21 protein-coding genes are annotated in these 20,869 nt (G+C 26.9%); 7 read left to right on the top strand and 14 right to left on the bottom strand.

The features are described 5' to 3' along the window. The first annotated feature begins 57 nt into the window (after positions 1-57). The 3 genes from IC174_RS04675 (at position 58) to IC174_RS04665 (ending at position 2,432) form a co-directional block, all read left to right on the top strand. Entirely contained in the window at positions 58-378 is a 321-nt protein-coding gene (locus tag IC174_RS04675) for an XRE family transcriptional regulator (RefSeq protein WP_227434265.1), read from the top strand. A gap of 82 nt (positions 379-460) precedes the next feature. Next, positions 461-967, top strand: a complete 507-nt coding sequence (locus tag IC174_RS04670) for an ImmA/IrrE family metallo-endopeptidase (RefSeq protein ID WP_227434264.1) — start codon at positions 461-463, stop codon at positions 965-967. A gap of 709 nt (positions 968-1,676) precedes the next feature. After that, positions 1,677-2,432, top strand: a complete 756-nt coding sequence (locus IC174_RS04665; protein WP_227434332.1) for a peptidylprolyl isomerase — start codon at positions 1,677-1,679, stop codon at positions 2,430-2,432. A 148-nt stretch (positions 2,433-2,580) separates the two neighbouring features. On the opposite strand, the gene IC174_RS04660 is transcribed toward IC174_RS04665, so the two are convergent. The 3 genes from IC174_RS04660 to IC174_RS04650 all read right to left on the bottom strand — a co-directional run bounded on the left by IC174_RS04660 (position 2,581) and on the right by IC174_RS04650 (position 4,969). Continuing rightward, positions 2,581-3,009, bottom strand: a complete 429-nt coding sequence (locus IC174_RS04660; protein WP_227434263.1) for a CBS domain-containing protein — start codon at positions 3,007-3,009, stop codon at positions 2,581-2,583. 422 nt (positions 3,010-3,431) lie between these two features. Continuing rightward, complete coding sequence (locus IC174_RS04655) at positions 3,432-3,632, bottom strand: cold-shock protein (RefSeq protein WP_227434262.1); 201 nt, start codon at positions 3,630-3,632, stop codon at positions 3,432-3,434. A 182-nt stretch (positions 3,633-3,814) separates the two neighbouring features. Beyond that, positions 3,815-4,969 carry an amidase domain-containing protein gene (locus IC174_RS04650; protein ID WP_227434261.1) on the bottom strand — a complete coding sequence of 385 codons (1,155 nt, stop codon included), beginning with the start codon at positions 4,967-4,969 and terminating at the stop codon, positions 3,815-3,817. A gap of 250 nt (positions 4,970-5,219) precedes the next feature. Here IC174_RS04650 and IC174_RS04645 point away from each other — a divergent pair, with 250 nt between their 5' ends. Beyond that, complete coding sequence (locus IC174_RS04645; RefSeq protein ID WP_227434260.1) at positions 5,220-6,041, top strand: pyridoxamine kinase; 822 nt, start codon at positions 5,220-5,222, stop codon at positions 6,039-6,041. An 80-nt stretch (positions 6,042-6,121) separates the two neighbouring features. Here IC174_RS04645 and IC174_RS04640 read toward each other — a convergent pair whose 3' ends face one another. The 8 genes from IC174_RS04640 to IC174_RS04605 form a co-directional block, all read right to left on the bottom strand. Then, a complete protein-coding gene (locus tag IC174_RS04640; protein ID WP_227434259.1) occupies positions 6,122-7,513 on the bottom strand; it encodes a sensor histidine kinase in 1,392 nt (463 codons plus the stop codon). A gap of 132 nt (positions 7,514-7,645) precedes the next feature. Continuing rightward, complete coding sequence (locus IC174_RS04635; protein ID WP_227482265.1) at positions 7,646-8,401, bottom strand: lantibiotic immunity ABC transporter MutG family permease subunit; 756 nt, start codon at positions 8,399-8,401, stop codon at positions 7,646-7,648. Between the two features lies 1 nt (position 8,402). Further along, entirely contained in the window at positions 8,403-9,122 is a 720-nt protein-coding gene (locus tag IC174_RS04630; RefSeq protein WP_227482264.1) for a lantibiotic immunity ABC transporter MutE/EpiE family permease subunit, read from the bottom strand. Between the two features lies 1 nt (position 9,123). Further along, positions 9,124-9,831: a lantibiotic protection ABC transporter ATP-binding protein gene (locus IC174_RS04625; protein WP_227434256.1), complete on the bottom strand. Its 708-nt coding sequence runs from the start codon at positions 9,829-9,831 to the stop codon at positions 9,124-9,126. A gap of 126 nt (positions 9,832-9,957) precedes the next feature. Further along, positions 9,958-10,488 (bottom strand): hypothetical protein, encoded by a 531-nt coding sequence (locus IC174_RS04620; protein ID WP_227482263.1) that lies wholly within the window; start codon positions 10,486-10,488, stop codon positions 9,958-9,960. A 101-nt stretch (positions 10,489-10,589) separates the two neighbouring features. Beyond that, positions 10,590-11,663: a DUF4097 domain-containing protein gene (locus IC174_RS04615; RefSeq protein ID WP_227482262.1), complete on the bottom strand. Its 1,074-nt coding sequence runs from the start codon at positions 11,661-11,663 to the stop codon at positions 10,590-10,592. Then, the gene (locus IC174_RS04610) at positions 11,656-12,585 is read right to left on the bottom strand and encodes a DUF1700 domain-containing protein (RefSeq protein WP_227482261.1); all 930 of its coding nucleotides are present in this window, start codon (positions 12,583-12,585) and stop codon (positions 11,656-11,658) included. The genes IC174_RS04615 and IC174_RS04610 overlap by 8 nt, the downstream gene beginning before the upstream one ends. Continuing rightward, positions 12,572-12,904 (bottom strand): PadR family transcriptional regulator, encoded by a 333-nt coding sequence (locus tag IC174_RS04605; RefSeq protein ID WP_009889116.1) that lies wholly within the window; start codon positions 12,902-12,904, stop codon positions 12,572-12,574. Before IC174_RS04605 ends, IC174_RS04610 begins: the two co-directional genes overlap by 14 nt. A gap of 189 nt (positions 12,905-13,093) precedes the next feature. Here IC174_RS04605 and IC174_RS04600 point away from each other — a divergent pair, with 189 nt between their 5' ends. Beyond that, on the top strand, positions 13,094-14,224 hold the full coding sequence (locus IC174_RS04600) for an MGDG synthase family glycosyltransferase (RefSeq protein ID WP_227482260.1): 1,131 nt from the start codon (positions 13,094-13,096) through the stop codon (positions 14,222-14,224). Positions 14,225-14,368: 144 nt separating this feature from the next. Here the strand turns inward: IC174_RS04600 and IC174_RS04595 are convergent, their stop codons facing one another. Then, the gene (locus IC174_RS04595; protein ID WP_227434251.1) at positions 14,369-16,267 is read right to left on the bottom strand and encodes a glutamine synthetase; all 1,899 of its coding nucleotides are present in this window, start codon (positions 16,265-16,267) and stop codon (positions 14,369-14,371) included. A gap of 313 nt (positions 16,268-16,580) precedes the next feature. Here IC174_RS04595 and IC174_RS04590 point away from each other — a divergent pair, with 313 nt between their 5' ends. Next, the gene (locus tag IC174_RS04590; protein ID WP_227434250.1) at positions 16,581-17,357 is read left to right on the top strand and encodes a 3'-5' exonuclease; all 777 of its coding nucleotides are present in this window, start codon (positions 16,581-16,583) and stop codon (positions 17,355-17,357) included. A gap of 92 nt (positions 17,358-17,449) precedes the next feature. Here the strand turns inward: IC174_RS04590 and IC174_RS04585 are convergent, their stop codons facing one another. Continuing rightward, positions 17,450-18,202 carry an exodeoxyribonuclease III gene (locus IC174_RS04585; protein ID WP_227482259.1) on the bottom strand — a complete coding sequence of 251 codons (753 nt, stop codon included), beginning with the start codon at positions 18,200-18,202 and terminating at the stop codon, positions 17,450-17,452. 135 nt (positions 18,203-18,337) lie between these two features. Then, positions 18,338-19,288 (bottom strand): galactose-1-phosphate uridylyltransferase, encoded by a 951-nt coding sequence (galT, locus tag IC174_RS04580; RefSeq protein WP_227434248.1) that lies wholly within the window; start codon positions 19,286-19,288, stop codon positions 18,338-18,340. 374 nt (positions 19,289-19,662) lie between these two features. Here galT and IC174_RS04575 point away from each other — a divergent pair, with 374 nt between their 5' ends. After that, entirely contained in the window at positions 19,663-20,859 is a 1,197-nt protein-coding gene (locus IC174_RS04575) for a pyridoxal phosphate-dependent aminotransferase (RefSeq protein WP_227434247.1), read from the top strand. Positions 20,860-20,869: the final 10 nt, after the last annotated feature.

The following is a 20,869-nucleotide window of genomic DNA, read 5'->3' as shown; positions in this document are numbered from 1 at the left end:
TATTAGTTTTAATTTTTAGAACAATTTGTTATAATTTATACATAAGGTGGTGTTATAATGTTTGCCAAAAGATTAAGAGAACTTAGAAAGGAATTTGGATTTACTCAAAGAGAACTTGGTGAAAAAGTAGGAGTTTCTCAAAGAGTTTTAGGATACTATGAAACAGAAAACAGATTTCCTGATGAACATATTTTAAATAAATTGGCTGATGTATTTAATGTATCAGTTGATTACCTTCTTGGAAGAACCTTGGTTAAGGAAAATATTGACACTGTTGCGGCACATAGAAAAAATCCACATGAAGACTTACCTGAAGAAGCTCAAGAACAACTTAATGATTATATAGAATTTTTACTAAATAAATATAAAAAAAAATAAACTATATAATGAGCAGATTTATTTCTCTGCTCTTTTAATATAACTTTTCATCAAACATACATTCTATATTAGGGGGATTTTTATGAATAATTTGGATAAACTTTTTGAATTAGCTTCTCAGGAAGAGATAATAATTCATTATACCACTCATATTGCAGGTGACTTAGAAGGATTATATATAAACAGGCATGGTATAAAAGTTATATCATTACTCAGTAACTTAAAACAAAATACCAATAAACTTACATCCATATTAGCAGAGGAACTTGGACATCATTTCACTAGTTTTGGATACTATATATCCTCTTATAATGATTATTACACAAAAATCATTATAGATAAATGTGAAAATAAAGCTTTAAAATGGGCTTGTGAATTTTTAATTACAGAAGAAGATATAATAAATATAATTAATTCTGGTATTACTTGTGTTTATGAAATGGCTGATATGCTTAATGTAGATATCAAATTTTTTCAAAAAAGATTGGAATTCTTATCATTAAAAAAACAAACTTTACCACTTGGTAATAATAAATATCTTGTATTAACTAATTTGCCATATTTCTACATATTTGATCCAATTTCATAATAAAATGGTAGTAATTTTAATTGACTTAATAGCAAAAATCTATATATTTATTTTAGCAAATTTTGGTTTCTATAAACTCAATATTAATATATAATAATGATAGCACATTATTTAAAATTCTAAAAACAAATACATGCTTTTTTAAGAAAGGTTGTTTGATGAATGTATAAAGAAAAGTTTTTTGATAATTATTTTAAGTTCTTAGCACTATTTTTTTGGCCAATTATGTGGTATAAGTGGATAGTAATTTCAAATGGTACTCTTGAAAATACATTATTTACTGCTTATACAATTGTTGCAATTATTTACATCATTTTATACTCAATATTTATAATAAAATATAAAGACATTACACAAATAGATTTCTTTTACAGGATAAGCACTTTACTTGCATTTATATTTACTCTTTTTAGTTTCTTGATATATCCAAAGAGTTTATTTTTCTTGTATCTAAAGATAGTTTTTACTGGAATATATTTTTATTATTCAATAGTAAAAACACTTAAATTTAAACATGAAGAAGGAATAGTGGGAATTATGGCCTCAATTCTATTGATTGTAATCACCTTGTTCTATTAAATCTAAGTCTATTTGACTTAATATGACTTTAAATGTTAGACATATACATCGTTTTCTGATATTATTTAAGTTGGTAGCTTTATATTAATAATGAAATACACTATAAAAGGAGTTAACTATTATGGAAAATATGGAAAAAAAAGTTTTAGTAACAGTTGGAGAAAAAGAGATAACTAATATTGATATTGAAAATGCATTAAAATCATTAGATCCTTATCAAGCAATGCAATTTAAAACTGAAGAAGGAAAAAAACATTTATTAAATGATTTAGTAAACCAAGAACTATTCTTCTTAGATGCTAAGGATGAAAAATTAGATGAAGAAGAAGTGTTTAAGTTAGAAATGAAAAAAATAGAAGCAAATGTATTAAAGCAATTTGCTATAAATAAAGTTTTATCTAGTGTTGATGTAACAGAAGATGAAAAAGTAAAATTCTTTGAAGCTAATAAGAGTTCTTTTTCTAAACCAGAAAGTGCAACTGCTAAACATATACTAGTAGATAGTGATGAAAAAGCTAAAGAAATACTTGCTCAAATAAAATCAGAAGAAATATCTTTTGAAGATGCTGCTGTTAAACATTCTTCTTGCCCATCTAAAGATATGGGTGGTGATTTAGGAACATTCGGTAGAGGACAAATGGTTCCTGAGTTTGAAGAAGCTGTATTCTCTATGGCTAAAGGTGAAGTAAGTGAACCAGTTAAAACTCAATTTGGATACCATATAATAAAGTTAGAAGACCTTCAAGAAAGTACAGAATCTACATTTGATGAAGTTAAAGATGAAGTTGAAAAAAGTTTATTATACCAAAAACAAAATGAAGTTTATGGAAATAAAATAAATTCTCTTAATGCTAAATATGGAAATCTTGTAAAATACAACGACTAATAATAAAACAAAAGATAAAAAAGGCTGTCTTATCTATAATTTTTAGAAAAGACAGCCTTTATATTAAAGTTTAAGAATTTAATTTCATATTATTATTCTTTTATTACAAAGAATAGAAGTAGAAACTTGAAAAGTTTCAAAAAATTTTCTAATTATCATCTGCTAAATTTTTATATCCACGTATTATCTCATAACAATAACCTATTACATCTCTTCTTTTTATTATCCCAATAAATGTATCTTGGTCATCTATAACAGGAATAAAATTTTGATTTAAAGATTTTATTACTAAATCTTCAATATCTGCATTGATGGAAACAGGAGAATTATCCATTTTTCTATTTATATCTGTTACTGGAACATCTTCCAATCCTTTTAGGTCCAGATTTAAGTCGTTTTTTAATGTCCATAAAAAATCACCTTCTGTTATAGTTCCAATATATTTACCCTCTTTGCTTATTATTGGAATTGCAGAGTATTTGTGATATTCCATTTTTTCTAGGGCTTGCCTTATAGTGTAGTCTTCATATATATATGCTACTTCACTTTTTGGTGTTAGAAAGAATAATATGTTCATTACACTACCCACCGTTACCGAAAACTTATAAATATTATCCAATATTTATAATGTTACTTTTTTGCAGTAACTTTCTCCTTTCTCATTTTCTAAGTATTTTTTAGATACTATACGCTGTAACAAGCGTTTTTCTTTTAATAGATTTAAATGTCTATACTTTATTAATATTTTTATATGGTCTATCAGCGTCACTTATTCTTTTTATAGAAAATTAACTAGAGGTTAATTGACTTAAACTTAGCCATAATAGTTTTACTCTACACTATTAATTTTAACATATTTATCTTATTATTAATGCCTTTATTTTAATAATTTTAATTTATTTTGCAATTAATTTAGTTTACAAAAAACTGAAAAAACCGCTAAACGATTAGCGGCTTATCTGTCATATTACTAGAATACTAATATATATGAATTTTTAATTATAATCTAACTACGTTAGCAGCTTGAGGACCTTTAGCTCCATCCACTACTTCGAATTCAACACTTTGTCCTTCTTCTAATGATTTGTATCCATCTCCTGTTATAGCTGAGAAATGTACGAAAACATCTCCTTCACCTTCTACAGATATAAATCCAAATCCTTTTTCATTGTTAAACCATTTAACTACACCAGTTTTCATTAATAAATCCTCCTAAAAAAACACAATTATTTAGCTACTCTTTTCTGTAACCTTATTACTACTTTATCATATATAGCTATGTTTGTCAATTATTATTATTTTTATACATTAACAATCATTTTTTTTAATTTATAATATTAAATCATTGTTATCTTTTATACTTTATTTTTCTTTATAAATTTTTAATAGTTTATTTTTATTATATGGAATCTTATAGATTTATCACTCCAACCTAAATCCCATGGCACAAGCATTCTATCAGTATTATGACAGGTTACCAAAGGATATCCTCTTGAATCCAATCCCGTTACAGTCGAAACATGTGTTATTCTACCTTTTTTTTCATATCCTACAAAATCTCCAGGACGTAGATTATAAGCTTCTTTGTAAACATCTTCGTAAGAACCTTTAGCTATTAATGAACCTCTTCCGCTATAGAGAGCATAATTTTTAAAAGCTTGCGCATTTACCCATGCTTTTGTTCCTGCTCTTTCACTATAATTCCAGATTGAATTTTTCTTAAACTTTCCACTTTCAAACATTATCTGTGATGCAAAGTTGGCACAATCTCCACCTTCTGGATTATAATCTCTATAATTTGGATTAAACTTCATACCATGTTCTTCATCTGCTGCTGCTCCACAGTATTTATGTGCATAATCTATAGCCTTCTTTTGCTCTTCTGTAAGCTGTAACTCTACAGCATTTTGTTGACCAATATAGCTTCTTATATCATCAGATTTTATATTTTCTAAATTTAAAGAATCTGCAAAAGGGTCTGTATACCACTCTTTAGTTATTACATATTGATTATCTATGATTTTTACATTTAGATAGTGATATGTACCTATTCTAAATACATTTTCTTTGTCCTTTTGATTTTCATATGAGTACTTATACTCAGTTGATACAGAACATATTATGCCATATAAGTCTTTTTCTTTTTCTTTTATTTTTTTAACTTTGACTCTTGTCTTTATGTCTTTAAACTTTACACCTTGTTTACTAGACCAATTTTCTAAATACTTCATCTTTTTTACTTCATTTTCATAAGCCCAAAGACCAAACTTTTTTTCTGTTTCATAAAGACCTTTTAAAATATTTTCATTTTTCTCTAATATTGCCTTATTTCTGTAGTCAAATAAATTTTCAAGCAATAACTTATACTGGTCTTTTACATCATCACCTTCAACAGTAGCAGATTCTATAACTTTTTCTTTCATATTTTTCATACTTAAATCATTAATTAAAAATACACCTGCTGTAGTAGCTAAAGATAAAAATACAAATGCCATTATACCTTTGATGTACTTATTTTTATTTTTCAGTATTTTCAAAGCTACACCTCCCAAATAGTACACCTTACGAATAAATTCACAAAAAAGCTATTATTATATACAATAATTTTCATATTTAATAATTCTCTATCTTATTATGTCCAATATTAAAAATTAATTGTATTGATACACTGTTTTTTTTACAAATTTTTATTTTATAATCTACTTTTTTCTTTTTTTTATAGTAATATATATGTATATAAATATTTTGATATCATTATGATTAATACATACTAATGGAGGGTTTTTTATGCAAAAAAAAGTCGCAGCAATTAATGACTTATCTGGAATAGGAAAATGTTCATTATCAGTTGCTATACCTATACTTTCAGCATTAAAGGTTCAATGTTGTCCATTTCCAACAGCTATACTTTCAAGTCAAACTGGTTATCCTGAGTTTACATTTTTAGATTGCACTGATGAGATGGTAAAATATTCAACTGTTTGGAAAAATTTAAAAGTCAACTTTGATAGTATATATAGTGGTTTTTTAGGTTCAAAACATCAAATTGAAATAGTGGCAAACTTTATAAATGATTATCCAAATGCTTTTATCGTAGTTGACCCTGTAATGGGCGATAATGGAATTATGTATCCAATCTTTACAGAAGAAATGAGACATGAAATTAAAGAATTAGTTAGACATTCAGATTTAACTACTCCTAATTTAACAGAAGCTTGTTTCTTAACTGGAAATGACTATACAAAAAAGGATTATAATAGAGATGAACTTATAAATATTGCAAAGTCTGTATCTTCTTTAGGACCTAGTAAAGTTGTAATCACAGGTATATTAGAAGATGATAATATATTAAATTTAGCTTATGATAGAGATACTGACCATATATTCTTTACTTCTGTTAAATACAATAACTGTTCTTATAGTGGAACTGGAGATATATTTACATCTATACTTTGTGGTATGCTAGTGAATAACCATGACTTAGGAATAGCTGTTAATACTGCAACAGATTTTATATATAAAACGATAAATTATACGTCTCAATTTGACACTGATAGAAATGATGGAGTGATGTTCGAAAACTTTTTATCAGATTTAATTAATATATAAAATTAACCACAAAAATTATCCATTTTACAAATACCTACCAAGTATATAAAATTTAGGTATTTATAAAATGGATATAATTATTAAATTATTGGTATTTCAATTGTTATCATTGCTCCACTAGTTTTTATAGAATTTTCAACATTTAAATTACCATTATGTTTTTGTATAATAGTATTTGCAATGTATAGACCCATACCATAATGAGATTTAGAGTTCCTACTCGAATCGCCTGTATAAAACTGTTCTGTAGCTTTTGATAAATCTTCCTTAGAAAAACCTCTTCCACAATCTGTAATTACAAATTTTAAATATCTTTGATTTACTAATACATCAAAATATAACTTACTTTGATTTGTTGAATAATCAATAGCATTTGAAATTATATTCATAATAGCTCTAAATAATAATTCTCTATCTATTGTTATATTCTTAGGTAAATCATCTTGCTTATAAAATTCCACATCTAAACTTTTTGTACTGGCCAGTGCTTCTATTTGCACCAAAACATCCTCTATAAATTTATCAATATTAATACTTTCTTTATTAATTGTATAACCTTTATCTGCTTTAGATATGTATATTAGAGTGTTAATATATTTTTCTATCTGAGTAACACCATTTGCTATATATTCCATATATTCTGATAGCTCAGGATTGTCATTTATTTCAATCAATAAGTCCGCATTTCCATGTATAATGGTTAATGGGGTCTTTATATCATGTGCTAATGCAGATATCTGTTCTTTTCGAGTTTCTTCCAGTCTCCACTGCTTTTCTAGAGAATCTTTTAATGCTAGCTTCATTTTTTCTATAGAAAAGAGAACATTATCAATTTCATAAATATCACTAGATTCTATTGTAAAATCTAAATCTTGCTGTTGTATTTTTTCTGTAGCATTTTTCAAAAGGTCCATTTTTGCATTAATTTTTTTACCAAAAGATTTTGATAGTATAACCATTTCAATAAAAAATGCTACAACAAAAATAATTATCCCTAATACTTCTGGCTTTGGCAAATATTTTCTTAAAGCTGGAGAATTGAATTCTGATACTATATCATATCTTATTATACATACTTCATTTTGTCTAAAAAGTTTTATATAATTGTCTGACGAATGTCCACTTTTTACTTCAATACCTTTCATTAAATTCCAGGTTTTTTTTGCTTCTTTATTATTAAAAGTTCCCGAAGTCAATTTACCATCTAAAGTGTAGATTCCATAGTCACAAAAATCTGGTATTATATCTTTAGTTACTTTTTCACTTGAAATAATTTCATCTTTATATTTGTAGATTTGCTTTTCTGTATAATTGGATGGCAACACTACTCCTAATGATAATAACACAGAAAACAAAAATACTAAAAGAACTCCCAAAGTAATTGTTGTAACAAAGAATACAGACAAATATCTTACAAAAATAGTTCTTAACTTTACAACTTTTTTATTATTAGAATTTTTTTTCCGAAACATTCGTATCATATCCTCCAAACAGTTTAATTAACACCTAAGCAACTGTATATCTGATTATTTTTATCTCTTTTCTGTTATCAAATTATACTATAATATAATAATACAAATAATCTAAATAAACAATTAATTATTTTATTCTTCAGATTTCTTACCTTCCCATTTAGAAAACCAAATACATAAAATTACAAATGCAAAAATAGTTGCAAAGCCACAAATTAAACCTATTGACTGGAACTCTTGAATTGATTCAATTTCTTTAGAACTTGAAAAAGATGCCCAAACACTTACAAATCTAACACCCCATGCACAAGGAATATACTGCCATATACCATCTCCTAGTCCAGTTAGTAATAGTGCTGAAAGTAAAGTCTCCACTATACCTACCCCAATTGATGCTCCTTTTCCAAATCTCAAACTTAAGAATAAATGTAATATATATTCAAATAGATTACTTCCTGCTAAAATTAAAATTGAAATCATATAAAAACTTAGTGTAAAATGATTATTATTAAAAATAGTATCTATACCAAATTCAAAACCTAACACAGAAACTAATGTTGCTCCAAAACCAAGGCATATTAAAATTACATATTTACTTATAATTGTAAGGTATTTTGGATTAGATGATGTTAGTATATGCTTATAATTTCCTGAGTAATATTCTTGTTCAACGCACATTGAACACATAATACTTGATAATAAAGGAAAAGCTATAGCTATAACTTGTAAATATGCTACTATCTTTGATATACTATCATAACCTGAAATATTGTAATATCCTAAAAATAAGCCTATTCCTACTAATGCAATACAAAAGTGTATTAGTACTATGTAAGTTCTTTTTAGTTTTATCAAGTCAGAATTAAATAGTCTTATTAGTTGTGCCATATTATTTCACCTCTCTATTTTTAAACCAAGCACTTGTAGCTAAAGTAAATAATATAAATAAAGCAATAGATATTAATATACCTGGTAAAATGACATTAGGGCTTAAAAGTTCATTTCCTTCTGGTACAGGAAGTCCATTTGGTAAAATATGCAATATTGCAGCCATTAATCTTGATGGAATTGAATATGGAAATAAGCACCATGAACTTGTAGTTGAAAAAACAGCTACTCCAAATACAGTGAAAAACATATTTATTAAAACTGTAATAAACAAACCAAATTTTGAGGCTAAAAACATACAAAGTGGAATTTGCCACATAAATAGTAAGATAAGTACTATAGTTCCAATAATATTTTGATTTATTAAAATAGTTTTCTTATAAACTACTCCAATAAAAACTATCCCTATCATGAAAATAATTGAAGATATACAAAGTATAATGGTACAATAAAGTATTTTTCCAGTCCAGATATTTTTTTTGTCAACTGGCAATGACAATACACCTCGATACTTCTTTTTTTCATCTTTTTGTACTACTAAAGAACAAATCAAAGTTATTGCTCCTGGAAGAAACATAGTATACCACCAATTGTAAGCACCATTTTGTCCTCCACCTAGTCCAAAGCAGATAAGTATAGAAAATATTGGGGCTATCCAAGACAATCTCATTCCAAAAGTTCCTTTCATCTTTAGGAATTCTGCTCTAACAAATCTTTCCATGTTACTTACCTCTCTTTCTATTTTCAGCTACAACTTTCATAAAAAGTTCTTCTAAATTTTGTTCCCTTGATACTTCTCCTTGATACCCTATTACTCCATTAGAAATTATTCCAATTTCATCTACAACTTGCTCAACCTCAGATAAAATATGACTTGATAAAATAACTGTAATTCCTTGTTTTGGAAAAGAACGAATCAGTTCTCTAAGTTCCTCAATTCCAATAGGGTCAAGTCCATTTGTAGGCTCATCTAAGATTAAAAGTTTTGGGTGATTTAATAATGCAATAGCAATACCAAGACGTTGCTTCATACCCAGAGAAAACTGACCTGAACGCTTTTTAAAAGTATCTCTTAAATCAACAATCCCTAAAACTTCTTCAATGCGAGAGTCGTGAAGACCAAGTAATGTAGTATGAACTTTTAAATTTTCTCTTGCTGTTAAATTCTCATATATAGCAGGTGATTCAATAAGAGACCCAATGTTTGCTAAATCTTTTCTAGTCCATCTATGACCTTCAAATAATATCTTCCCAGAAGTGGGGTTTAAGATTCCTGTTATCATTTTTAATAAAGTGGATTTCCCAGCTCCATTCGGTCCTAATAATCCATAAATAGAATTATGTTTAATTGCAATTGAAATATTATCAACTGCAACCTGCTCCTTAAACTTTTTAGAAACTCCTTTTACTTCCAAAATATAATTACTCATAATTTTCATCCTTTCTTTTGTCAAACTTATTTACAAGAATCATTCTAAATCATAAATATAAGGATTTTATAAGAATTAAAAAATTATAAAAAAAATGATGTGCTTTTAAATAAAACACATCATTTCTTATGTTAACTCTATTAATTCTCCATTGTAGTATATCTCTACTTCTTCAATCCAAATACTATTATCATCTTCTTGAATGACATTTTTGATAATATTATTTATAGTATATATTATATTTTGTTCATTTAAATAATCATCTTTCCAAGAAACTCTCCCCTTTTCATCAGGTTCAACTAAGTTTATCTTAACTAGACTATCTTTTTCCTGAACTTCTACTTCCATATCTAAACCATTAAAATACTCATGTGATAAAGTATCTAAGATTAACTGTAGTTTTTCTTTTAATGTACTTTCTTCATCTATTTGTAAGTATTTTACTATCTTTTCATCCTTTGAAACTATCTCTATAGGTATTTTAGCTGTTCTTCTAGGATTAATTGTATCAGTTTCTTCTTTGATATCTTCACCTTTATTTACAACTGCAGAATCTCTAGAATCAACCAATTCTACTTTGTCAACTTTATAATCCATACATGCTGTACTCAATAAAGTAGTAGCAATTATTAAAAAACTTACTGCTATTTTATTCATAAGTATCCCTCTCCCAATTCTATTTCGATACTTATTATACCATAGTATAGACTATATTTTTATACTTTTAGGTCAATTTATTAATTATAGTAATGAATTATTTACATTTCTAATTTATTTGAATTTATTTTTATAGTATACTCTTGTTCTAAATTCGACAAGTTTTCATTTAAAAGCCCTTTTATTTCTCTTATATTTTTATATGCGTTATGATTTTCTTCACTGTGTTCATATTCAATTGAACTATCATTGTATTCTTCTGACTCATCATTAATTTCTTCTATTCTTTCTTTAGATTTTATATCGCAATTAAACTTATACTTATTTACTGGTAGACTAAGACTTACTTTAGAATTTGGAACCTCTATATCTAAATTTTTAGCAATTGGAAAATCACAATATATGCTAAAGTTGTTATCGTAATGTGAATTTCTACCTATTTTTTCTTTTATATTTATATTTTCAGGTATATATTGTTCTACATTATTGACAAATATGTCTTCATATTCTGAAGATATATCTAATGATTCTGTTTCTATATTTACGTTTTTAACACCTAAGACTGATTTTGTAGATAATTCAAGATTATTGCTAGATATTAAGTTTAATGTATCTAGCTTATTTATATTATTTTCAGTTATAACTCTCTCAAATCTTCCATAAGAAGTCTTATATGTTATATTGCTTGAAGCTACATTATCATATACTAATAAAGATGAATCTACACTTGATACATTTATATCTACATTATTTGGTACATAGATTACTATTTCCCTATAATCTCCTGAAAACATATTATTTATAGATGTATTGAATAATTGGTCAAAATTTTTAATTTTTTTAACACGATTTTCATATTTTCTTTCACCTTTTACAACTAATGTCTTATCCTTTAAAGTTACATTATATTTGTAAAATTCATTGTTTCCTCTTGTTGTCACACGTACATCTTCACTTGAATGTCTATTTATCGTAACATTTATATTGCCAACAGATACATCTAACTTGTCAATATTTACTTTTTCTTGATAAAGTTTATTTTCCTTTTTGAATTCAGCTTCTTTTTCGAGTCCAAAGTTTATTAAGCTTGGCATAACTAAAATCCCTGACCATGTTGTTCCAATTATACCTATTACCAATAAAACCGCAGCAAATATGGCAAGTTTCTTATTCATGTTTATCTTCTCCTTTCTTATCATCTATTTCTTCAAAATCTTTATACATTGCCTCAAAATTTATACTATCATCGTTGTAATTATCAGATTCCTTTATATTCTCTTCTTTTTCTATATTACAATAATCATCATATAAATCTTCATTACTATCTTTATTTAAATCTTTCTCACTTAAAGTATCCTTATTTCTTTTTTCCATCTTTTTATTTGCATTTATATAAATGTTTTTTCTCTTTATCCAATTTATATAACTGCCTAACAATTGTTTACCTAACTTTATAACAAACAGTAAAATTTGCCATGCAAGTATCTCTAAACCTATAAATGCTATAGTCGCAAATATACAAAACATTGTAACATCTGGAACCATTGAAATAAATTTAATCACAAATGGAATTGATATGACAAAAGCAATCAATGTACATACTAACCCAATAGCAACTGAAATAATAGCACATACAAATGCAAATGCTGGAATAATCAATAATAAGGATAAAAATACTAATAAAATCTTTATAGCTTCTCTAGATACTCCTCCGACACCTTCTTCTATACTTGGAGTAAGCTTATCATTTACTCTTTCTTTCGATTTATTGTACTTTTCTTTAGCTTCATCTTTTAAAATAGAATAACCCTTTTTCATATCTAACTTGAATTTACTAAACTTATCATTTAAAATATCTGTGTTTATTATTTTTTCATCTTCAATGTTTTTTTCTTTTGTCTGTAGAATAAGTTCTCTTGCTATAGATTTTGGTGAACCAAGCGATGCTATTATTTCCATATCACTCTTTCCTTCTATAATCCCATCTACAAAATATTCTTCATAATCTCTCAATATATCATTAACTTCGCTCTCAGAAAAATCTTTTTTTAGATAATCCTTTAAAATTTCCAGAAACTCAGTTTTATTCAAGTTCATTACCTCCCTCATCTTCACTTATTAAAATCTCAACAGCTTTTACAAATTCTCTCCACTCTTCCATCAGATTGGATAAGTTTTCTTTTCCTAGTGAAGTTATTCTATAGTATTTTCTAGCAGGACCCTCATTAGATTCTAGTATATACGTTTCAAAATACAAATCTTTTGTCAGTCTTCTTAGAATAGGATATATCGTTCCTTCATTTACATCTATTACTTTGGAAATATTATGTACTATTTCATATCCATACATATCTTTTTTAGATATTAGAGCAAGTACACAAATTTCTAAGACACCCTTTCTAAATTGTGTGTTCATATACTCCATCCTTTCTTTAAATACACAGTATTGTGTTTTACAAGGTACTATGTTAAAACTTCTTATGTTTTTATAATAACACAGTACTATGTTTTACACAATAGTTATTTTTTAATATTATTATTGATTAAATTCTTATGTAAATGTATAATACTCTAATCAGATATATTTTATGAAAGTGGTGATAAATTGTCTAAAACAAAAGAAGATAAAACTATATTAATCTTAACAGCTCAATTTGGTGCTGGTCATATAAGTGCTGCAAAAGCAGTTAAAGAATGTATCATGGAAAAATATAGTAATTACAATGTTGTTATACAAAACTTTATAAATGCAAGTATACCTATGATGAATAAGCCTATGGTGAAGCTTTATGAAAACAATACAAAATATACTCCTGGATTATATAATTATTATTATTATTTTAAGAAATCGTTTGACTCAAGACATGATTTCTCTCATAAATTATATACACCTAAACTTTCTGAGTATATTTCTGATATAAATCCAGATTTGATTATCTCTACATTTCCACTAGCTGCTGCTTGTGTAAATAATTTCAAGATAAAAAACCCTGATATAAATATACCAACATTGACAGTTATCACAGATGTTGTAGACAGTATGGAATGGGTTTTTGAAAATACAGATTTATATTTTGTTCCATCTCCAGAGATAAAAAATAGATTTTTTCAAAAAGGAATAAATCCAGATTCCATAAAGGTTACTGGTGTTCCTGTAGATAAGAGATTCCAGATTGAAAGTAAAGAACCTTGTTGTGGAAAATATAGGCTATTGCTTTTGGGTGGAGGAAGAGGTCTATTTGATATAGATGAGGATTTTATGCATTGGATAGATGACTTCATTGAAGAACAAATTAATTCCATAGAGATTACAATAGTTACAGGTAAAAATAAAAAACTATATGATAATTTAACTCATAAAAAACCTCTAAAAAATATAAAAGTACTTGGATTTGTAAATGATATGTACAATCTGATAAAAGAATGTGACTTAATGTTGACTAAACCTGGAGGAGCAACTATATTTGAAGCAATCCAGTCTCAAACTCCAGTACTTGTTAAAATGCCAAAAGTTGGTCAAGAAATTGAAAATGCTAAATTTATAATAGATAAAGGACTTGGAATGATTTATAGTGATGACTTAGACCTAAAAAATATATTTTATAAGTTAGTATCAAATGAGTTTGATTCTATAATAAATTTTATGAAAAAGAATCTAGAAGAATTTAAAACAGTCATTCATCCAGATGAAATTGCTGATTATATATCAGAATTAATAGATAATCAATATAATTAATTTTATATTAATTTTATTGTAAAACTTAAAATCCAAAATTAAAGGCAATTGAGTATGGTTTTTACATTTGAGATTTAACTCAAAATGATTTAATCATACTTAATTGCCTTTATAACATCAAAATCAAATTATTACTACTTTATCTTAATATATATTTTTCTTGTATTGCATATATAATTGTTGTATTTCTTCCATGCTTCTCTTTAGTTCTATTTGTAAATCCGAAGCAGTTTGATAATCTTTATTTTCTACAGCCTCTCTTACTCTAGTAAATAGTGATTCCCTAGTTAAAGTATCTTTCATAATATTAAACTTTAAGTCTGATATTGAATTCCAAACTACTTCATCAAGTGCATCCATATTTTCTTTTGTGTGTACTTTTACAATACTTCTTATCTTTTGAATTCCAGCTTCTATTATTCTAGTTTTTAATTTTTTTTGCCACTTATCTATTGCCCCAACTTTAAATGATTCTATTATACTATCAGTAAATACATCACCTTGTTTTAAAGATTTTAATTTAGAAGCATATATTTCTAGGTTTTTCATATTTTCATAAACTGTTGCTGGAGGTGTTCCAAATCTTGCATTTCTTTCTTCTAAATTATAATGTTCAAATACATCATTTTCATCTCTATATGCTCTGTCTTTTTCTAAATAGAAACTTTCTTCTCCCACATTTTTAGATAATTCTTTTTCTAGTTCTTTAGTACTAAGTCCACTCTTAGCTGCTGCTTTTATACCATCTAACATTGTTTGATAACATCCTGCTATTACTAGGTAAGTATTAGATAGAGGACTTGGTGATCTTAATTCAAATCTTACAGTTTTTGGATTCTTTATATCTCTTATTAACCCAACAAGTACCGACCTATTTCTAGATGGCATTTCATAACTATGACCTAAAGATGTAACTATACATACAGGTGCTTCAAATCCAGGAACCAGTCTATTAAATCCATCATTAGAAGCTGTTACAATCGGATTTAATACTTCATAATTATAAAGAAGTCCCATAAGAGCTCCATACCCTAATTCACTTAGATAGTCTTCTTTTAAATCTTTTGGAGCAAATAAGTTTTTGATACTTCCATCTTTTAATTTTGCACTTACTCCTACATGTGTATGACCACCACTTCCTGCAACTCCATGAATTGGCTTTGCTTTAAATGTAACTTCTAATCCATGCGATGTAAATACATCTTCTATAACATCTCTTACTAATAATTCATTATCTGCCGCTTGTAGTGGTGTAGAAAACTTCCAAGAAACCTCTAATTGCTCCATAGCATGGTTTGTTTTTCCATCTATACTTATAGAACTTTGAATTCCCCCAACCTCTTTATGAGCCATTTCAGGGCTTACACCTAGCTTTTGAAGTATTATTAAACTTTGTTCCAGACAAGTTCTTATAATACCATGAGTTCTTTTCCAGTATTGTTCTTTTAAGCTTTGTGATACATATAATTTTTCTAAGTCAGCTTTATCTTCAGGAGTATTAACCCAAAATTCGAGTTCTGTAGCTGCTGTTAACATTATTTCTTCTATATCATCTACTGAGTTTATTCCTATATTGTTTATTACATGTGGATATTCTCTAAATATTTCAAACATAGATTTCTTAAAATATTTATCTGCTTTTTGAAGAATTCCCCTAGAACATACTTTTTTATTATCGTGTATTAGAAATGCAGGTATCTTTAATGTTCCTACAGGCAACCCTACTTCTTCATCTATGTATTCCATATTGTAATCTACATACCAATGACAACTTTTATCTGGCATTAAGTCTACTTTTGCATTATTCAATGTTGCTATATTGTAAAGTTCAACACTTGAACCATCAGTTTGTATAGCTGATTCTAAGAATTTATCTATATCCTCTAAAAATAATTCTACAGGAATTTTTTCATCTGTTGCATTTCCTCCTAAGTCAACTCCCATTAAAGAAACGAACCTTATGTTTTTATTGCTCTCTAGGATTTCTCTTATTTCTTCATTGGTATGCTTATCTTTCTCTATTACATATAATAAACTCTCCATCTTTTCACTCTCCTATGATTTTTGTGTAAATTTTATTTTATTAAATATACAAGATAAAATTCATTTTTCCTTATATTTATGAATTTTTCTTGCAAAATATTCGTGTTTTATTCGTGTTTTTATTTATATTATTATATATCAAGTACAAAAAGTTCGCAATATTTTTTCTTGGAAAAATATTATACATACAATAGTTTAACATTTTTATAAATATGGGGTATACTAAAATAAAAGTATTTTTGTTTAAAAATTTAATTTAGCTTATAATATAATCTATACTAGTAATAATACAAAAATTTAGGAGATAAACTTTATGGAATACATAATTTTCGATTTGGAATTCAACCAAGGATTTGACAAAAAACTCAATAAAACTGTGTCCAATGAAAAATGTCCTTTTGAAATTATACAAATAGGAGCAATTAAACTGGATTCTAAATTTAATATAGTAGATACATTTAATAGCTATATTAAACCTACACTATACAAGGCAATGCACCCTTTTATTAGTCGTATGACCAATATTAAAGACTCTGATTTTAACGATTCACCTACTTTTCCTGAGGTTTACAACAATTTCATAAAATTCATAGCATCACACGACCCTATACTATGTGTTTGGGGGGTTGGAGATTTAAAGGAGTTATACAGAAATATCAATTATCATAAGCTAGCATCAGATATTTTACCTAAGTCTTATATTAATATTCAACAACATGCATCTAAATATTTTAATAATCCAGCAGGAAAAAGTATTGGCTTGAAAAATGCTATTTCTATATTGGAACTTGATGAAAAAATGTCTTATCACAACGCTTTAAATGATGCATATTATACAGCGAAGGTTTTTATTAAGATATATAATCCAAGCATAGTACCTGATATATATGTGTATACAAATATTAAATCTAAATCTATAAAGTATTCTAATAAAAAAAGAGTTGACTATGATAAATTATTTGATGAGTTTAAGAAAATTCTAAATCGTGATTTGACTAAAGATGAGAAAAAAATTATTAATTTAGCTTACAACATGGGAAAAACAAATCAATTTGAGTTAGAAAACTCTAAGCAAAGAAAAAATAAGTGAAATTTATTTAGGTTAAAAAAAGGCATGTAGATTAAAAGAATAATTAACTTTAAATTTACATCTACAGCCCAATTTTTATCCTGATTAAACTTCTATCTTATCTCTAATTCTACTGGACAATGGTCTGACCCCAATACCTCAGTATGTATATTTGCACTTGTCAATCTATCTTCTAATTTTTTAGATGCACAAAAATAATCGATTCTCCATCCAGCGTTATTTTTTCTTGCATTAAATCTATATGACCACCAACTATACACTCCTTCTTTATCAGGATTAAAGTATCTATATGTGTCTATAAATCCACTATCTAATAATTTAGAGAACTTTTCTCTTTCTTCTTTTGTAAAACCTGCGTTCTTTGTATTGTTTTTAGGATTTTTTAAGTCTATTTCTTTATGTGCAACATTCATATCTCCACACACTATTACAGGCTTATGATTATCTAATTTAACTAAATAATCTATAAAGTCATCTTCCCATCTAGTTCTATATTCTAATCTCTTTAATTCAGATTGAGAATTTGGCGTATATACAGTAATAAAATAAAAATCTTCAAATTCTAAAGTTATAACTCTACCTTCCTTATCATGTTCTTCTATATTTATTCCATACATTACTTTTAAAGGCTCTTTTTTTGTAAATATAGCAGTACCTGAATAGCCTTTTCGCTCTGCATAATTCCAGTACTGAAAATAACCTGGCAAATCTAACTCTATTTGCCCTTCCTGTAATTTAGTCTCTTGTAAGCAAAATATATCTGCATCAATATCTCTAAAAAAGTCTAAAAATCCTTTCCCAACACACGCTCTTATCCCATTGACATTCCACGATATAAATTTCATATTCCACTCCTCATCTAAATAGTAATTTTCTATTAGTTTTTTTATTTATTTTTCTATTTGTTTTTATTTTAACATTAATATACTATAAATTTATTTTAAAATCATTATTTCTTTAATACCTAAAAGATACATACTTTAATCAAATTTTAATTTTTTTGTTAATTCTTCAGGATTCATTGAAGAAACATACATATTTGTTCCAAGTTCAAATCCTCCAAGGTTATACTTTCTTGGTATTATGTGCATATGGACATTAAAGTATGATTTTGTTTCAATTTTTGTTGGATGAGTATGGATACATAAGTTAAATGGCATATACCCATTTATATTATATAATTTTTTAAATAACTTTTCGAATATCATAGAAATCTCTTTTACATTATTATCTGTTAATTCATCAAACTTTATGTTGTCTTTAAATATTACTCTTACTTCTCCACTGTACTTAGTTGCATATGGTATAATCACTAAAAAAGCGTCTCCATTATAAACCACTCTTTTATTTAAACTTATTTCATTTTCTACCAAGTCATTATACAAAGAGCTTTTATTACTATCATAATACTCTTTTGAAACCAACAATTCATTTGTAATTTCAGGTGGAATAAAAGACATAGATAGTATTTGAGCATGTGGATGCATCAAAGATGCTCCAGCCTTTCTCAAGAAATTTTTAAAAATACTCACATATTCTACTTTGTCATCTTTCGACAAATCTTTAAATCTATTTCTATACATAAAAAAAACATCTTCAAATTCTTTTTGATTCATATTGTAAAAACTGCTGTTATGTTTATTGCTTTCTATCATTACCTCATGAATACCATATATATCTCTTGCCAAATCATCAATTATAGGAAATTTATTATATATAGATTTTACAAGCCAACCTTCATCACCTTTTATTTCAAATAGTGTATCTGTTGCATAAGCTTCATTTCCCTTACAAAATGGGCATCCTTCATCGTATTCATTCGTTTCTTCTTCATCATTTGGTACATCAATTGTATCTAATGGTCTTTTCAGCCTATCAGTAGCAAATATAACAACATCATTAGTAATTGGATCTATTCTTAATTCTCTCATAATTAACACCTCTTAGTTAATAGCCTTTAATATAATTATATGATATTTATTGTATCTGTTAAATAAATTTATAATATTTTTTATAATTTTACATATTTAGTATTAGGTATTTTAATTTTCTAATACAAAAAAATTATAACTAATATATCCATATATTATCATACTATAAATAAGTTTATGTACATATAATTTATTAGTATAAATACGAGTGTTTCACTGTAATTTGTTAAAAGTTTATTTTAAAGCTATATTAATTTTTTTTGATGATTTTTACCTATAAGTATGTTATTATTATCTTGTAAAGATGTCTTGTATTCCAATATACAATTTACATAATACAATATACGTATTTAAATTAAATAGGGGGTATTAAAATGAATTATTCAAACAGAGTTAGTGCAATGCAAGCCTCTCCAATCAGAAAACTTGTTCCATTTGCACAAGCAGCAAAAGATAAAGGAATCAAAGTATATCACTTAAATATAGGTCAACCAGACATAAAAACTCCTCAAGGGTTTTTTGATGCTGTTAAAAACTTTGATAGCGAAGTTTTAGAATATGCTACTTCTGAAGGTATTCCAGAATTATTAGAAGCACTTCAAAATTACTACAAAACTTACAACATGGATTTTGAAAAAGATGAATTATTAGTGACTAATGGTGGTAGTGAAGCTTTACTTTTCACTATGATGGCTGTTTGTGACCCAGGAGATAATTTATTAGTTCCAGAACCATTCTATACTAACTACAATGGATTTGGTCAATGTGTAAACGTGGAAGTTAATGCTGTTACAACAAAAGCAGAAAACGGTTTCCACCTTCCATCAAAAGAAGAAATAGCTTCTAAGGTAGATGATAGAACTAAAGCTATAATTCTTTCTAACCCAGGAAATCCAACTGGTGCAATTTATACAAAAGAAGAACTTAATATCCTAGCTGAAATAGCTAAAGAAAAAAATCTATGGATAATAGCAGACGAAGTTTATAGAGAATTTGTTTATGATGGACTTGAGTATACTAGCTGTGGTAACTTAGAAGGTGTACAAGACAGAGTTATAATAATAGACAGTGTTTCTAAGAGATACAGTGCTTGTGGTGCTAGAATTGGTTCTATCGCTTGTAAAAATAAAGGTCTTATAGCTCAAATACTTAAATTGTGTCAAGGAAGACTTTGTGTTCCTACATTAGAACAAATAGGAGCTGTTGAATTATACAAAACTCCAGCTTCTTACTTCAAAGAAGTTAATGAAGAATACAAAAAAAGAAGAGACGTATTATACAATGAATTAATGAAAGTTGAAGGTGTTATATGTAAAAAACCAACTGGTGCATTCTATATAGTTGCTAAATTACCAGTTGAAAATGCAGAAGATTTCACAATCTGGATGTTAAAAGAGTTCAGTAAAAATAATGAAACTGTTATGGTTTGCCCTGCTGAAGGATTCTATGCTACTCCAGGTTTAGGACGTGACGAAATAAGATTAGCTTACATCCTAAATGAAACTGACCTTCATAGAGCTGCTACATTATTAAAAGAAGGTTTAGAGCAATATGTAGCTTTACACAAATAAATTTTAAAAG

Source organism: Clostridioides sp. ES-S-0001-03 (assembly GCF_020676075.1).
GTDB lineage: Bacteria > Bacillota > Clostridia > Peptostreptococcales > Peptostreptococcaceae > Clostridioides.
Note: the sequence above shows the minus strand (reverse complement) of the source record. Positions and strands in the feature narration are given on the sequence as shown.

Bases quoted from the DNA above. Each gene is read 5' to 3' on its own strand.
- IC174_RS04605 (WP_009889116.1), bottom strand. From the start codon at position 12,904: ATGAACACACAATTTAGAAAGGGTGTCTTAGAAATTTGTGTACTTGCT.
- IC174_RS04595 (WP_227434251.1), bottom strand. From the start codon at position 16,267: ATGGAGAGTTTATTATATGTAATAGAGAAAGATAAGCATACCAATGAA.
- IC174_RS04620 (WP_227482263.1), bottom strand. From the start codon at position 10,488: ATGAATAAAATAGCAGTAAGTTTTTTAATAATTGCTACTACTTTATTG.
- IC174_RS04665 (WP_227434332.1), top strand. From the start codon at position 1,677: ATGGAAAAAAAAGTTTTAGTAACAGTTGGAGAAAAAGAGATAACTAAT.
- galT (WP_227434248.1), bottom strand. From the start codon at position 19,288: ATGAGAGAATTAAGAATAGATCCAATTACTAATGATGTTGTTATATTT.
- IC174_RS04590 (WP_227434250.1), top strand. From the start codon at position 16,581: ATGGAATACATAATTTTCGATTTGGAATTCAACCAAGGATTTGACAAA.
- IC174_RS04675 (WP_227434265.1), top strand. From the start codon at position 58: ATGTTTGCCAAAAGATTAAGAGAACTTAGAAAGGAATTTGGATTTACT.
- IC174_RS04660 (WP_227434263.1), bottom strand. From the start codon at position 3,009: ATGAACATATTATTCTTTCTAACACCAAAAAGTGAAGTAGCATATATA.
- IC174_RS04655 (WP_227434262.1), bottom strand. From the start codon at position 3,632: ATGAAAACTGGTGTAGTTAAATGGTTTAACAATGAAAAAGGATTTGGA.
- IC174_RS04635 (WP_227482265.1), bottom strand. From the start codon at position 8,401: ATGGCACAACTAATAAGACTATTTAATTCTGACTTGATAAAACTAAAA.
- IC174_RS04625 (WP_227434256.1), bottom strand. From the start codon at position 9,831: ATGAGTAATTATATTTTGGAAGTAAAAGGAGTTTCTAAAAAGTTTAAG.
- IC174_RS04585 (WP_227482259.1), bottom strand. From the start codon at position 18,202: ATGAAATTTATATCGTGGAATGTCAATGGGATAAGAGCGTGTGTTGGG.
- IC174_RS04670 (WP_227434264.1), top strand. From the start codon at position 461: ATGAATAATTTGGATAAACTTTTTGAATTAGCTTCTCAGGAAGAGATA.
- IC174_RS04640 (WP_227434259.1), bottom strand. From the start codon at position 7,513: ATGTTTCGGAAAAAAAATTCTAATAATAAAAAAGTTGTAAAGTTAAGA.
- IC174_RS04615 (WP_227482262.1), bottom strand. From the start codon at position 11,663: ATGAATAAGAAACTTGCCATATTTGCTGCGGTTTTATTGGTAATAGGT.
- IC174_RS04575 (WP_227434247.1), top strand. From the start codon at position 19,663: ATGAATTATTCAAACAGAGTTAGTGCAATGCAAGCCTCTCCAATCAGA.
- IC174_RS04630 (WP_227482264.1), bottom strand. From the start codon at position 9,122: ATGGAAAGATTTGTTAGAGCAGAATTCCTAAAGATGAAAGGAACTTTT.
- IC174_RS04645 (WP_227434260.1), top strand. From the start codon at position 5,220: ATGCAAAAAAAAGTCGCAGCAATTAATGACTTATCTGGAATAGGAAAA.
- IC174_RS04610 (WP_227482261.1), bottom strand. From the start codon at position 12,585: ATGAACTTGAATAAAACTGAGTTTCTGGAAATTTTAAAGGATTATCTA.